Annotated in this window: 15 protein-coding genes and 1 tRNA gene; 6 read left to right on the top strand and 10 right to left on the bottom strand. The window is 60.8% G+C overall.

From position 1 onward, the window contains the following. Positions 1 to 14: 14 nt before the first annotated feature. The 5 genes from rpsA to aroA form a co-directional block, all read right to left on the bottom strand. A complete protein-coding gene (gene rpsA, locus HGI47_RS13510) occupies positions 15 to 1,721 on the bottom strand; it encodes a 30S ribosomal protein S1 (protein WP_168853292.1) in 1,707 nt (568 codons plus the stop codon). A gap of 264 nt (positions 1,722 to 1,985) precedes the next feature. Continuing rightward, positions 1,986 to 3,827 carry a methyl-accepting chemotaxis protein gene (locus tag HGI47_RS13515; RefSeq protein ID WP_240950180.1) on the bottom strand — a complete coding sequence of 614 codons (1,842 nt, stop codon included), beginning with the start codon at positions 3,825 to 3,827 and terminating at the stop codon, positions 1,986 to 1,988. A gap of 66 nt (positions 3,828 to 3,893) precedes the next feature. Then, positions 3,894 to 4,544 carry a d(CMP) kinase gene (locus HGI47_RS13520; protein ID WP_168853294.1) on the bottom strand — a complete coding sequence of 217 codons (651 nt, stop codon included), beginning with the start codon at positions 4,542 to 4,544 and terminating at the stop codon, positions 3,894 to 3,896. Then, entirely contained in the window at positions 4,541 to 4,795 is a 255-nt protein-coding gene (locus tag HGI47_RS13525; RefSeq protein ID WP_206066193.1) for a permease, read from the bottom strand. Before HGI47_RS13525 ends, HGI47_RS13520 begins: the two co-directional genes overlap by 4 nt. Next, the gene (gene aroA, locus HGI47_RS13530; RefSeq protein ID WP_168853336.1) at positions 4,792 to 6,114 is read right to left on the bottom strand and encodes a 3-phosphoshikimate 1-carboxyvinyltransferase; all 1,323 of its coding nucleotides are present in this window, start codon (positions 6,112 to 6,114) and stop codon (positions 4,792 to 4,794) included. The genes HGI47_RS13525 and aroA overlap by 4 nt, the downstream gene beginning before the upstream one ends. A 196-nt stretch (positions 6,115 to 6,310) precedes the next feature. On the opposite strand from aroA, the gene HGI47_RS13535 reads away from it, so the two are divergent. After that, a complete protein-coding gene (locus HGI47_RS13535; RefSeq protein ID WP_168853295.1) occupies positions 6,311 to 6,628 on the top strand; it encodes a TIGR02300 family protein in 318 nt (105 codons plus the stop codon). Between the two features lie 158 nt (positions 6,629 to 6,786). Continuing rightward, positions 6,787 to 6,862 (top strand) — tRNA-Ala (locus tag HGI47_RS13540). 136 nt (positions 6,863 to 6,998) lie between these two features. Here the strand turns inward: HGI47_RS13540 and HGI47_RS13545 are convergent. Beyond that, positions 6,999 to 7,940 carry an isopenicillin N synthase family oxygenase gene (locus HGI47_RS13545; protein ID WP_168853337.1) on the bottom strand — a complete coding sequence of 314 codons (942 nt, stop codon included), beginning with the start codon at positions 7,938 to 7,940 and terminating at the stop codon, positions 6,999 to 7,001. A gap of 64 nt (positions 7,941 to 8,004) precedes the next feature. Between HGI47_RS13545 and HGI47_RS13550 the strand changes: the two genes are divergently transcribed. The 3 genes from HGI47_RS13550 (at position 8,005) to HGI47_RS13560 (ending at position 9,172) form a co-directional block, all read left to right on the top strand. Next, positions 8,005 to 8,448: an EVE domain-containing protein gene (locus HGI47_RS13550; RefSeq protein ID WP_168853296.1), complete on the top strand. Its 444-nt coding sequence runs from the start codon at positions 8,005 to 8,007 to the stop codon at positions 8,446 to 8,448. A 79-nt stretch (positions 8,449 to 8,527) separates the two neighbouring features. Continuing rightward, entirely contained in the window at positions 8,528 to 8,710 is a 183-nt protein-coding gene (locus HGI47_RS13555; RefSeq protein ID WP_168853297.1) for a CsbD family protein, read from the top strand. Positions 8,711 to 8,902: 192 nt separating this feature from the next. Continuing rightward, entirely contained in the window at positions 8,903 to 9,172 is a 270-nt protein-coding gene (locus tag HGI47_RS13560; protein WP_168853298.1) for a hypothetical protein, read from the top strand. A 4-nt stretch (positions 9,173 to 9,176) separates the two neighbouring features. Here the strand turns inward: HGI47_RS13560 and HGI47_RS13565 are convergent, their stop codons facing one another. Further along, complete coding sequence (locus tag HGI47_RS13565) at positions 9,177 to 10,487, bottom strand: MFS transporter (RefSeq protein ID WP_168853299.1); 1,311 nt, start codon at positions 10,485 to 10,487, stop codon at positions 9,177 to 9,179. A gap of 139 nt (positions 10,488 to 10,626) precedes the next feature. On the opposite strand from HGI47_RS13565, the gene pgsA reads away from it, so the two are divergent. Continuing rightward, positions 10,627 to 11,220: a CDP-diacylglycerol--glycerol-3-phosphate 3-phosphatidyltransferase gene (gene pgsA / locus HGI47_RS13570; RefSeq protein ID WP_168853300.1), complete on the top strand. Its 594-nt coding sequence runs from the start codon at positions 10,627 to 10,629 to the stop codon at positions 11,218 to 11,220. A gap of 7 nt (positions 11,221 to 11,227) precedes the next feature. Here the strand turns inward: pgsA and HGI47_RS13575 are convergent, their stop codons facing one another. The 3 genes from HGI47_RS13575 to HGI47_RS13585 are packed head-to-tail and all read right to left on the bottom strand — an operon-like array spanning position 11,228 to position 13,259. Continuing rightward, a complete protein-coding gene (locus HGI47_RS13575; RefSeq protein WP_168853301.1) occupies positions 11,228 to 11,374 on the bottom strand; it encodes a type II toxin-antitoxin system CcdA family antitoxin in 147 nt (48 codons plus the stop codon). Next, entirely contained in the window at positions 11,374 to 12,357 is a 984-nt protein-coding gene (locus HGI47_RS13580; protein ID WP_168853302.1) for a hypothetical protein, read from the bottom strand. The genes HGI47_RS13575 and HGI47_RS13580 overlap by 1 nt, the downstream gene beginning before the upstream one ends. Before the next feature lie 5 nt (positions 12,358 to 12,362). Next, positions 12,363 to 13,259, bottom strand: a complete 897-nt coding sequence (locus HGI47_RS13585; RefSeq protein WP_168853303.1) for a hydrogen peroxide-inducible genes activator — start codon at positions 13,257 to 13,259, stop codon at positions 12,363 to 12,365. Positions 13,260 to 13,263: the final 4 nt, after the last annotated feature.

The following is a 13,263-nucleotide window of genomic DNA, read 5'->3' on the forward strand; positions in this document are numbered from 1 at the left end:
GCGGGAGCGACTTCTTAGTTGCGAGCCTTCAGCGCCGCACCCAAGATGTCGCCCAGCGAAGCGCCGGCATCCGAAGAGCCGTACTGTTCCACTGCTTCCTTCTCTTCGGCCAACTGGCGGGCCTTGACCGAGAAGTTCGGCTTCTTCGAACGATCGAAGCCGGTGACCATCGCGTCGAGCTTCTGGCCAACCTGGAAGCGGTCGGGACGCTGTTCGTCGCGGTCGCGACCCAGATCCGAACGCTTGATGAAGCCGGTTGCGCCGTCTTCGCCAGCCTGCACTTCAAGACCGCCATCGCGGACTTCAAGGATGGTGACGGTGACGACTTCGCCGCGACGCAGCGAACCAGCGGCAGCCGCCGAAGCGCCACCAGCAGCCGGAGCGCCCTTTTCAAGCTGCTTCATGCCAAGGCTGATGCGTTCCTTCTCGACGTCCACGTCGAGAACCACGGCCGAAACCTGCTCGCCCTTGCGGTGCAGTGCCAGCGCGTCTTCGCCAGAGATGCCCCATGCGATGTCCGACATGTGGACCATGCCGTCCACGTCGCCGTCCAGACCGATGAACAGGCCGAATTCGGTGGCGTTCTTGACTTCGCCTTCCACGGTCGAACCGACCGGGTGCTTTTCTGCAAAAGCTTCCCACGGGTTCTGCTGGGCCTGCTTGAGGCCGAGCGAGATGCGGCGCTTGTCGCTGTCGACTTCCAGCACCAGCACGTCGACTTCCTGCGAGGTCGAAACGATCTTGCCGGGGTGGACGTTCTTCTTGGTCCACGACATTTCCGAAACGTGGACGAGGCCTTCGATGCCAGCTTCCAGTTCCACGAACGCACCGTATTCGGTGATGTTGGTGACAACGCCCGAAAGCTTCGCACCCACCGGATACTTCGCAGCCACGCCATCCCACGGATCGCTTTCAAGCTGCTTCATGCCAAGGCTGATGCGCTGCGTGTCCTGGTTGATGCGGATGATCTGCACCTTCACCGTGTCGCCAATGGCGATCACTTCCGAAGGATGGTTCACGCGCTTGTAGCTCATGTCGGTGACATGGAGCAGGCCGTCGATGCCGCCGAGGTCCACGAACGCACCGTAATCGGTGATGTTCTTGACCACGCCGTCGATGATCTGGCCTTCCTTCAGGTTCTGGATCAGGCCCGAACGCTGTTCTGCGCGGGTTTCTTCCAGCACCGCACGGCGCGAAACCACGATGTTGCCACGGCGGCGATCCATCTTCAGGATCTGGAACGGCTGCGGCATGTCCATCAGCGGGGTTACATCGCGCACGGGGCGGATATCGACCTGCGAACCGGGCAGGAACGCCACGGCGCCATCGAGGTCGACCGTGAAGCCGCCCTTCACGCGGCCGAAGATCACGCCTTCAACGCGCTTGCCTTCGCCAAATTCGTTTTCAAGCTTGTCCCAAGCGGCTTCGCGGCGAGCGCGGTCACGCGAGAGCATCGCTTCGCCGTCAGCGTTTTCAACGCGGTCGACGTAAACTTCCACTTCGTCGCCAACCGAAAGGCCGTGCGGCTGACCGGGAGCGGCGAATTCACGCAGGGCAACGCGGCCCTCGCTCTTCAGGCCCACGTCGATGACGGCCTTGTCGTTTTCGATGGCGGTGATGGTGCCCTTGACGACGCGGCCTTCAAAGCCACCGTTGGCGGCTCCGCCAAGCGATTCGTCAAGCAGCGCGGCGAAATCGTCGCGCGAGGGGGTGGTAGCCATTATTCAAGCTTCCTGTGTCTTAAGTATCCCGGCCAGGCGGTTGTTTCCGCCGGTCTTTCCTCCACGCCCCGCACCATGCAGACCGTGGGCCAAAAAGGGCCGAACCGCCCCCGAAGCCGAACGCTGGCAGGGGCATCCTTGCGGGCGCGAGCCTGCGTGGACGGGCGGCGCTTAGGCGCATGGGGCGGGAAAAGCAAGGAAAATGGGGGTGCAGCTTCGCCAGAGCTACGGGGTATGCACCCCCTATGGCCTCAAATGCTCGCATCAGGCGGCTAGTCTTGTCGAATACCCATAGCTTGTCGTTCCACTTTGCCCCCGGCCCAGATCGAACCGTTCCACCAACTGCAGCAAATTCATGGCTGCAGAGGACAGGTGCTGCGATGCCGCAGTCGATTCCTCGACCAGTGCGGCGTTCTGTTGGGTTATCCGATCCATATCGCTGACCACGGTGTTGACTTGCGCGATTGCCTGGGATTGCTCGCCAGTTGCCGCAGCAATCGTCGTGATCTTTTCAGACAGGCGAGCGGTGTGCTGCATGATACCATCCAGCGCGGTTTGCGTCTGTCCGATCAGCTTTACACCGTCTGCAACTTCCTGTTCGCTCGCTTTGATGATCGCTGTGATTTCCGAGGCCGCATCGGCAGAACGCTGCGCCAAAGCGCGCACTTCGTTGGCCACCACAGCAAAGCCCCTGCCGGATTCGCCGGCACGCGCAGCTTCGACCCCGGCATTGAGCGCCAGCAGGTTGGTTTGAAAGGCGATGCCATCGATCAGCGAGACGATTTCGCCCATCTTCGCACTGGATCGCGCAATTTCCTCGATTGCGGCAACAGCGCGCGCCATCATCTCGCCGCCTTGCCCGGCTTCGTTGCTGGCCCGGTCTGCAATTGCGCTGGCTTCATCCGCATTCGTAGAGGTATCACGCACCGAATCCAGCAACTGGCGCACGGCTGCAGCCGATTCCTCAAGTGCTGCGGCCTGACTCTCTGTCCGGCCTGAAAGATCGGTCGCTGCACTGGCGATCTCGCTCGCTCCGGTGCGCACGTTCTGCGAGCCCTGCACAACCTCTGCGATAACCGCAGCCAGAGAGGCAGTTGTCTGGTTGAAGTCCCGACGCAGCGCTTCGTACTCTTCAGGAAAAGCGGCGTGGATGCGGCAGTCCAGTTTGCCGTCTCGCAACAAAGCAAGACCGGTCGCGAGTCCATCAACCATGCGCTTTTGCACTTCCATCCGCGCTTCGGCTTCCTCGCGAGTGCGGCAGGCGATGGCATCCTTGATCGCCTGAAGAGCGCGGCCAATGCCGCCCACCTCATCGCCATTTTCAAGATAAGGTACATCTCGATCAAGATTGCCCGATGCCATATCTTCCATTGCCGCGGTTATCCCTGCCAGCGGGCGCGCCACGCGAAGAAGTGTCACGGCTACGACGAGCGTGGCAATCACGGCTGCAAGACCCGCGACGATCACAGATGCGTTCTGTGCGGAATGGCCTGCTGCCTCGCTGGCATCACCGGATTCTTTTGCCAGTTTTTCATTGAAGTAGAGGATGGCTTTCATTGCTTCAGATAGCGCTACGTTTTTGGGGGCGAGGTCAACGTTGAAAGCGTTGGTCGCTTCTGTGTTCTTGAGTTGGAGCGAAAGCTTGCGGATGGGGTCGGCAGAAGCCTTCCACTCGGTCCACGAGGCGTCTATGGAATCAAGCAATTTTTCCTCGTCAGGGCCGACCAACATAGGTCGGTAATCGGTCAATGATTTGTCGACCGCAGCCATTTTTGAAGATAATTCGTCTTCGACAACTCGGGTTTCTTCGATGTTGGGCGCGAGGATACTGCGGGTCAACGCGATGCGCGCTTCCAGTATATTTGCGTTAAGGTTGGAAAGCTGAACCATCGAGGGCACAATATTTGTCGTAACCAACTCGGTTTTCGCAACCATGTTTGCGGAACTGGTGTACGCGACAAATGCACCACCGATTGCTACAAGCGCCAGAAGCACGTTCCCCAAGACGGAAAACGTTCTGATTTTGATGTTTGCAAACAAAGCCACGGCATGAACCTCGTTCCGGCAGATCGGCGCATTCCGATGCCATTTTGGGGCACTTGCCATGTGGACCGTAATCAATCCGCTCGATGGGCATTAGGTATGAGTTCTAGAAACGGTTGCCGATTAGAATTAACCAGATTTCGCAGCACTGCACTTACCTGCCGCCACCTGCTTCTCCACCAGCGCAATCGCCGTCGCCACCGCCATTTCCTTGGTCAGGTTAGACGTATCCAGCAACGTCGCCCCCTCCGCGTGCCGCAACGGAGCCTCGGCCCGGTTTCGGTCGCGCTCATCCCGCTCCGCAAGATCAGCTTCGATGGCCTCGCGCTCCACATCCTTGCCCAGACCCTTCATCTCCACCCAGCGCCGCATCGCGCGGGCGCTGACGCTGGCGGTGACGAACAGCTTGGCGTCGGCGTGGGGCGCAATAACCGTCGCGATGTCGCGCCCGTCCAGAACCGCACCGCCTGCTTGGTTTGCAAAGGCCTGTTGCCGTGCCAGCAGCGCCGTGCGCACGGGGGGATGCACCGAAACGCGGCTGGCATAGCCGCCGCTTTCCTCACTGCGCAGTTCGGGATCGTCCAGTAGGCTTTCGGGAAAATGGCAGGCGGCCAACGCTGCATCCGCGTCATCCGGGTTGCCGCCGCTTAGCATTACCTGCCGCCCCACCGCGCGATAGAGCAGGCCGGTGTCCAGATGGGGCAGGGCGAAATGTGCGGCGAGCGCCTTGGCGATGGTGCCTTTGCCCGAAGCGGTCGGGCCATCCACGGCGATGATCATTGGCACTTCCTGTTCCTGAACGCCTTAACCAGCCCCCAGATCGCAATTGCCGCCCAGAAGAACTCCAGCACGAACGAGGCGGGGTTCATGTGCACCAGCAGCGAAATCGTCAACAGCGCGGCACCCAGCAGATTGACGCCATGCTGCACGAACGGATTGGGCCGTTCCAGCTTGGTGACATAGGCGTAGGCGAAGATGATGCAGGCGGTGCCGCAAAACCCTATCGCATTGGCAAGCGCAGGATTTATCAACGCGCCGCGCTTTCCAGTAGACTTTCAAATATCGGGAAGCTGGTGGCGATGGGCCGCGTATTGTCCACTTCCACGCCGCGCTTGCTGGCAATGCCGGCAATCGCCATCGCCATCGCAATGCGGTGATCGAGGTGCGTCACCACGCTTGCGCCCTCTTCCGTGCCGGGCAGGGGATCGCCGCCGTTGCCATTGATGATCAGCCCGTCTTCGGTCTCGGTCACCGTTGCGCCTGCCAGTTCCAGAGCGGCGCGCATGGCGCTGATCCGGTCAGATTCCTTCACGCGCAGTTCTTCAAGGCCGGTGGTCACCGTGCGTCCCTTGGCCAGCGCTGCGGCCACGAACAGCACCGGGAATTCGTCCACCATGCTCGGCACCACGGCGGGGTCCACCTCGATGCCGGTCAGCAGCGAATGGCGCACGCGCAGGTCAGCCACCGGCTCGCCCCCGACATCGCGCCGGTCCAGTTCCTCGATGTTTCCGCCCATCAAGCGCAGCACATCGAACAGCGCGGCGCGCGTGGGGTTCAGCCCGACGTTTTCCACCACAAGTTCCGACCCTTCGACCAGCAGCGCAGCCACAACGAAGAATGCGGCGGACGAGGGATCGCCCGGCACCACGATATCCTGCGGCTTCAGTTCCGCTTCACCGCGCACGCGGATCACTCGCGCACCATCATCGGCAATGTCCACCGTCAGTTCTGCCCCGAATCCGCGCAGCATACGCTCCGAATGGTCGCGCGTCGGCACGGGTTCGATCACCGTGGTGATTCCCGGCGTGTTAAGCCCCGCCAGCAGGATCGCGCTTTTCACTTGCGCCGATGCCACCGGCAGCCGGTATTCGATCGGCACGGCAGGTGAAATCCCGCGCAGGGTGAGGGGAAGCCGCCCTCCGGGGCTGGCGGTAAATTCCGCGCCCATCGTGGAAAGCGGATCGATCACGCGGCCCATCGGGCGCTTGGACAGCGAGCCGTCGCCCACGAACGTCGCGGTAATCGGATGCGTGGCGACAAGGCCCATCAGCAGGCGGGTGGACGTGCCCGAATTGCCCATGTCGAGCGCCGCTTGCGGTTGCAGCAGCCCGCCCACGCCCACGCCATGAACGTGCCACGTCCCATCGGGGTCGCGCTCTATCGAAGCGCCCATCGCGCGCATGGCGGCGGCGGTGGAGAGCACGTCTTCGCCTTCCAATAGCCCGGTCACCCGCGTTTCGCCCACCGCCAGCGCGCCCAGCATGATAGAGCGATGGCTGATCGATTTGTCGCCCGGCACGCGAATCCGCCCGGTCAGCGGGCCGGAGGCGGTGAAGCGGCGGGGGCGCATCTGCGCTGAATCGTGTGAGGACACGTTGGCTCTTTCAGGTCGGGGAGGGCGGATAAAGCGCGCGGCTTTTGACAGCAGCGCGCCGCTATGGCAAGGCGCGCGCTCTCTTGATTCCGCGAAGCTGCGGACCCATCAAGCGTGCAGTTTCTCCGCCCGGCCAATTTCATCTGTGTCGGGCCAGTCTTGAGGAAGTTTCATGGTCAAGCCGGAATGGGGCGCCAAGCACGGTTGTCCGAAGTGTGGCACCCGCTTCTACGATCTGGGCAATGCCGACCCGATCACCTGTGTCGAGTGCAAGTACACCTGGACTGCCGAGCCGGTGCTCAAGTCGAAGCAGCCGATTCCCTATGAGGAAATCCAGAAAGAAAAGGCCGACGTCGCGCCTGACGTGGATTTGGCCGATGAGGATCTGGACATCGACGAAGACGGCGATTCGCCCGACAACGACGTTGACCTTGGCGGTGACGACGATCTGGGCGTTGCCGGTCACGATGGCGACGACGACGAAGTTTGATATGTTTTCGGGGCCGGTTTTCGGACCGGCTCCAACAAAATTTGCCGTTGGGAAATTTTGGTCTTGTCAGCCGCAACACTCTCCCTTAGAGGCGCGGCTCCCGGCGAGATACACCCGCCGGAACAGCCCGCCTCCCACGGCGGACCTGTCGGAAATGTGGGGCCTTAGCTCAGCTGGGAGAGCGCCTGCATGGCATGCAGGAGGTCAGCGGTTCGATCCCGCTAGGCTCCACCATTTCTCCAACAAAAGCCGCCGAAAGGCGGCTTTTTGCGTTTTGGCGCAAGTGTTTGCGGTGCATTTCCGAAGTGCACCTAGATGCACCTAGCAGCACTCAAGACGCACCGAGGCGTCTTGAGTGCTGTGCTGAACGCTACTTCTTCAGCCCGATTTCGCGCAGGCGTTCCTGCAGGTAATCGTCCGCCGTGATCGACACCGGATAGCGGTCGGGATTTTCGTCCGTGATGCACTGCGGCAGCGTCTTGAACGGAAAATCGCTGCGCAGGTGCAGGAAGAACGGCATCGAATAACGGCTGTGCTTTGCCCGCTCGCCTTCCGGGTTGCGCACGCGGTGCGTGGTGGAGGGCAAGACGTGATTCGTCAGTCGTTGCAGCATGTCCCCGATATTCACCGCCAGCGCGCCTTCGGGTGGGGATACGCTGATCCATTCGCCTGATTTCGCAAGCAATTCCAGGCCTGCTTCTTCCGCTCCCAGCAGCAGCGTGATCAGATTGATATCCTCATGCGCGCCCGCCCGAATCGCGCCCGGTTCCGCGTCAGCGGGCAGCGGCGGGTAATGGAGCAGGCGCATGACCGAATTGCCGTCCTCAATCGCCGGCTCGAACCAATGTTCATCAAGGCCGAGCCATACCGCGATGCGCGACAGGATGCGCGCGCCAACGCGGTCGAATTCGGCGTAGAGTTCCTCGAACGTCTCGCGGAAACCTTCGGGGCGGGTTGGCCAGATGTTGGGGAACATCGACATCGCGGCGAGGGGGTGGTCGGCGGGCAGATTACGTCCGACGTGCCAGAACTCTTTGAGATCGTGGCGTTTTGCGCCCTTGGCGATTTCGGTGCCGAAAGGCGTGTAGCCGCGCGCACCGCCAAGGCCGTCGATATAGTATGTGCGCTTTTCGTCTTCGGGCAGCGCGAAAAATTCGGCGGTCAGTTTCCAGGCTCGGGCGATCAGAGCGGGGTCGATCCCGTGGTCTTTCACCATCGCGAAGCCGAAGGCCTGGAAAGATTCGCCAAGTTCGCGGGAAAGCGCGTCGGCTTCGGTGGTCAACGAGATCACCGGCAAGGTTTTGAGGGGCATGGTGTTCCAGTTCGGAAAATTGTCGCTATGGAAACCGCCTGTAACGGGATTCTCGCGGGGTTTCATGACCAAAATCAACATCACGGACACGGCTGGCCGCAACCTCTGGCTGATGAAATCTGAACCTGACGTCTATGGCTGGGACGATCTTGTGGCCGAGGGTGAGGGGACGTGGGACGGGGTGCGCAATCACCTTGCCGCGCGCAATTTGCGCACGATGCAGCCGGGCGATCTGGCGTTTTTCTACCATTCGAACATCGGGGTCGAAGTGGTGGGCGTGATCGTGATCAGCGAGGGCGGCTTGACCGATCCGACCGATCCCGATGGCAAGTGGGCGGCCGTGAAAGTGAAGCCAGTGCAGAAGTTGCCGCAGACCGTGACGCTCAAACAGGTGAAGGCGACGCCCGAATTGCAGGAGATGGACCTGATCCGCCTTTCGCGGCTTTCGGTGGGGGCGGTGCGGCCGGAAGAGTGGATGCAAATCTTGAAGATGGCTGGCGCGATCTGATTGGAACCGGATGGCGATATCGGCGTTTTCATTTCCGAAGGGGCGATAGACATCGCCTGAAAAATCAAGGAGATATGCTGTGGGTGAACTCACCGACAAGGCCAAGGGTCTGGCCAACGAAGCTGCCGGCAACGTGAAGCAGGCCGTCGGCAAGGCGACCGGCAACGCCAGCCTTCACGCCGAAGGTGTCGCGCAGGAGCGCAAGGGCGAGGCGCAGCAGGTCAAGGGCAAGGTCAAAGGCGCGCTGGGCGACAGCATCTGACCTGACCATTAAATTTTCGACTGGCGCAGTCTTCCTCGGCCAGTCGATGTGAGGGCCGTCCCATAGCGGGGCGGCCCTTGTCGTTTCGGTGTCGGATTGGGCCGGTGCGACCTTCTGTCCCGCCTTGGAACGTTCCTGAAAACGGCGGAAAAGCAGGATACCGAAAGGTGAATAAAGCGTTAAGCAGGCGTCATGAACAGGTCGCTCGCTCCCGCCTCCGTTGCCGCATACGGCACTGCCCGCAATTCGTTCCGTGCATCGCTGCCGCGCCACGTGCTGCGCGAACTGCCGAGCTATGAGCCGGAAGTGATTGCCGCGATGCGCCGCGCCGAGGAGCGCCTGCGCGAAATGGACGTGCGGTCAGAACCCGTCGATCTGAAGCGCATCACGATGCAGGATGTGCGCGATTTCCTGATTGCTTACTGCGCGTGCTTCATGGCGGTGATGGCGTTCATCGCCTGACCGCTCACGCAGCCTTCGCCGCTTTCTCCGCCTTGTAGAGCAGCCAGCCCAGCCAGGCTGAAACCACGCACATTGCTGCGCCCAGCAGGAGCTGATCGACCAGCGCCACGCCGAAGTGGCTTAGCGCCCCAGCGAGCAATGCGCCGATCACCATAGCGCCCGAATTGACGATATTGTTTGCGGCAATCGTGCGGGCGGTTTCCGATTTATCGACCACGGTGGTGAGAAAGGCATAGAGCGGAACGACGAACATGCCACCCGCCACGGCGATGCCCAAAAGGCAGAGCAGCAGGGGAATGGCAAGCGGTTGGACCACGAAGGTGGCAACGTCCATCAACTGCTGCCCCGGCATGTCGGGCCACATCTTGCACACGAGGTGGAAGGCGGTGACGAAGGCACCCATCACCAAGACCGATGCCGGCGAGAAGCGAGCCGAGACCGTGCCTTTGAGCAGTGCGTTGATCGACATCGAGCCAATGGCGATGCCCACTGAGAAGATCACGAGGAACAGGCTGGCCACTTCCTTGCTGGCGTAGAGCACGTTCTTTGCGAGCGGCGGGAACTGGATGAACAGCACGGTGCCGACGGTCCAGAAAAAGCTGATGGCCACAATCGCCATGAACACCTGCCGGTGGCGCGTGGTGTTGCGGATCAGCCGCCATGATGCGGTGAAGACGTTGAAGTCGATCTTCTGCGCTTCTTGCAGCGGCGGTGCTGGCGGCACTTGCCGACCAGAAACGTAGCCGATCAGCGCCGTAACAACGACGCCGCCGGCAGCGACTTCTACCGGAATCCAGCCCGCCAGAATCGTGCCTGCAAGGATAGCAATATAAGTGCCTGCCTCGACCAGACCGGTGCCTGCCAGCACTTCGTGATCGTGCAGATGCTGCGGCAGGATCGCGTACTTGATCGGGCCGAAGAACGTGGAGTGGACGCCCATTGCGAGCAGGGCGGCCAGCATCAGCGGGATGGCGATGGATTGCACTTCCATGCCCAGCCACGCCATGACCAGCCCTGCGCCGCCGACCAGCATGATCGCGATTTCGCACGCTTTCACCACGCGGATGATCTTCGCCTTGTCGCGCATGTCGGCCAGTTGCCCGGCGAGTGCGGAAAGCAGGAAGAACGGCAGGATGAAAAGTGCAGAGGCAATGGCCGAAAAGCGCGCCTCTTCCGCTTCGGAACTGTACACGCTGTAGACCGCGTAGAGGACCATCGCGTTCTTGTAGAGATTGTCGTTGAAGGCCCCCAGAAGCTGGGTGACGAACAATGGCAGGAAGCGGCGCGTGCGCACCAGATGTGTCGATGTTGTCATTTAATCCGTTGCCAGCATCTCTACTCGTGCGCACCCTTAGCCCGGTGAGGGGCGTGGGCAAGCAGTTTTGAAGATTGATGCGGTAGGCTGCGAATGTTGCGATTCCGTTTGTCGTATTTGCGCGCTATGCCGGGGACCGATGCTGACACTGCCCAATCTGCTCACCCTGTCGCGGATCGTGACCGTTCCTCTGCTGGCCGCGCTGCTGTGGTGGCCAGAATGGCGGCTGGGCTATGCGCTGGCGTTCGGCGTCTATTGCCTGATGGGCATTACCGACTACTTCGACGGCTATCTTGCCCGCGCGCAGGGCGCGGTGAGCAAGCTGGGCATCTTCCTCGATCCGATTGCCGACAAGATCATGGTGGCGGCGGTGATTCTGGTGCTGACCGCGCAAGGCATCCTGCGCGGGCCTTATGTCGGCGATATGCACGTTATTGCGGGGCTGGTGATCCTGCTGCGCGAAATCGCGGTTTCGGGCCTGCGTGAATTTCTGGGCGGCATCCGCGTTTCGGTGCCGGTAAGCAAGCTGGCGAAGTGGAAGACGACGTTCCAGATGATCTCGCTGGGCGCGCTGATTCTGGGGCAAGCGCTGCCGGGATGGCTGATGCCGGTGGGTGGGATCGAAGTGAACGTGCCGCATACCGTGGGCCTGACGACGCTGTGGGCGGCAGCGGTGCTGACGGTGGTGACGGGGTGGGATTACCTGCGCGTTGGTTTGAAGCACATGGATTGAGGGGCTTTCAGAACTGGCGGAACCGAGCGAGCGGGAGGCCATTTTGCTCTACCCAGCGGTTCGAACTTGCCAAAGCTTCGCTATTTGCCTTTTGCCAATCTGCCCACCCGGCGCTTTTAACGGGCTTTTCCGTTTTGTTTTGGCATGGTCGCATTACGAAGCGATCCTTCCTGCGATGACCTGAAGAACATTGTTCTGTACATCGCCTAACAATCTCTCGCCCCACCACTCCATATATCCGGGAAGGCGCGTTCGCATTGCGTAACGAGTGGTCAAGCGAATACTGGTGCGTCCATCTGCGGTCATTTTGAGTGCGTAACCGCCTGAAAGAATACGCAAGCTTTCGCCATTTGGTGAGATATGTTTGTCGGTATGGTTTTGCAGACTATTGTCTGGAAATACGAACCGCCACTGCATTTCCTTGCCGATCTGCTGTGAGACGACGTGTTCTTCGAAGCGGACGCCATCGGCCCATTTCGCCTTGCGAACAGGTGTTCCGCGATCAAATTCGATGCGCGCGTCAACTGGGCGAGGAATGCCAAGGAGATCATGCGAAAAGGTCCAGCGACCTTCGTCAGGCCGGATGTCGCGAATTTCGACCAAGTGTGGCCAAACATCCGCAGGTGTCCCGGTAACAGTGATTTCGCGGATCACTTCACGTTCAGTCCATGATGGCGGCAACGCAGTTTCCGCAACGACGAGGAATGTTGGAATAATCGTCCATGCGGCAAGGTTTAAATGATTATGGTCGTTCTCTTCTTTCCGTGACGTAAGTCGCTTATGGTTCCATAAGCTTGTCAACGTGCCGCCAATTGCAGCAACGATCCAGAGAGGCATAACCATTGCAATGCAGAGTACGCCCTCTCCGAAGATCAAGTAAGCGATGAAGAGTAGAGCAACAATTGAAATCGTCGGCCAAACAAAGCAGCCCATCAACTCGTCGCGGTCTATTGCTTCACCAATTAGCATCCCAAACGCAAAGGGGATGCCGAAAAGCATCGCAATGCCGCCCCATTCGACACCAAAATCCGGCCCGTAAACCATAAGGGCAACGACCGAGCAGAATACACCTATTGCAATAAATCTGGGCATGTGGCGGGGTGGATTTTCTGCCGGACGCTTTGGCTCGTCGCTCATTGCTATTACCCCGCCCGCAGTTCCTGCGCCAGCATCCTGAACTCTTCCGCGCGAGGGCTGTTGCGGCGCCAGACCAGCGCGATATCGCGCCAGGCGTGGTCGGCTTTCAGGGGGCGGGCGACGATTTGGGTGTCGTGCAGGATGCCTGCATCGATGGCCATCTGGGGGAGCATGGTGAGGCCGAGGCCGTTGTCCACCATCTGGACCAGCGTGTGCAGGGACGTGCCGATCATCGTGGCGCTTGCGCGCAGTTCGGGGCGATTGCAGGCGGCTAGCGCGTGCTCTTTCAGGCAGTGGCCGTCTTCGAGCAGGAGCAGGCGGTTTTCGTCGATCATGCTGGCGGTGATTGAGGCAGGCGGATCGCGCGGATCGTCCTTGGGGAAGGCGACGAGCAGATCGTCCTTGAACAGCACTTCGGTTTCCACCTCTCCTGTGGCGTAGGGGAGGGCGAGCAGCACGCAATCGGCGCGGCCATGATGCAGCGATTCGATGGCGGCGGCGCTGGGTTCCTCGCGCAGGAAGAGTTTGAGTTGAGGGCGTTCCTTGCGCAGGCGCGGGAGGATGCGCGGCAGCAGGAATGGCGCGATGGTGGGGATCACGCTCATCCTGAGTTCGCCCGCGAGCGGCGCGCCGTGGCTTTGGACGAGTTCGGAAAGTTCCTCCGCCTCACGCAGCAGGCGGTGCGCTTTGGCGACGACCTGATTGCCGAGCGGCGTGAAGCGGACGACGCGGCGGGTGCGCTCCACCAGCACCACGCCGAGCAGCGATTCCAGTTCGCGCAGGCCTGCGGAAAGCGTGGACTGCGACACGAAACAGGAATCGGCAGCGCGCCCGAAATGCCCGTGTTCGTGCAGGGCAACAAGGTATTGCAACTGCTTGAGCGTGGGCAGATAGGTGCTCATCCGC

The sequence above is a fragment of the Novosphingobium sp. ERN07 genome (assembly GCF_012641335.1).
Taxonomy (GTDB): domain Bacteria; phylum Pseudomonadota; class Alphaproteobacteria; order Sphingomonadales; family Sphingomonadaceae; genus Novosphingobium.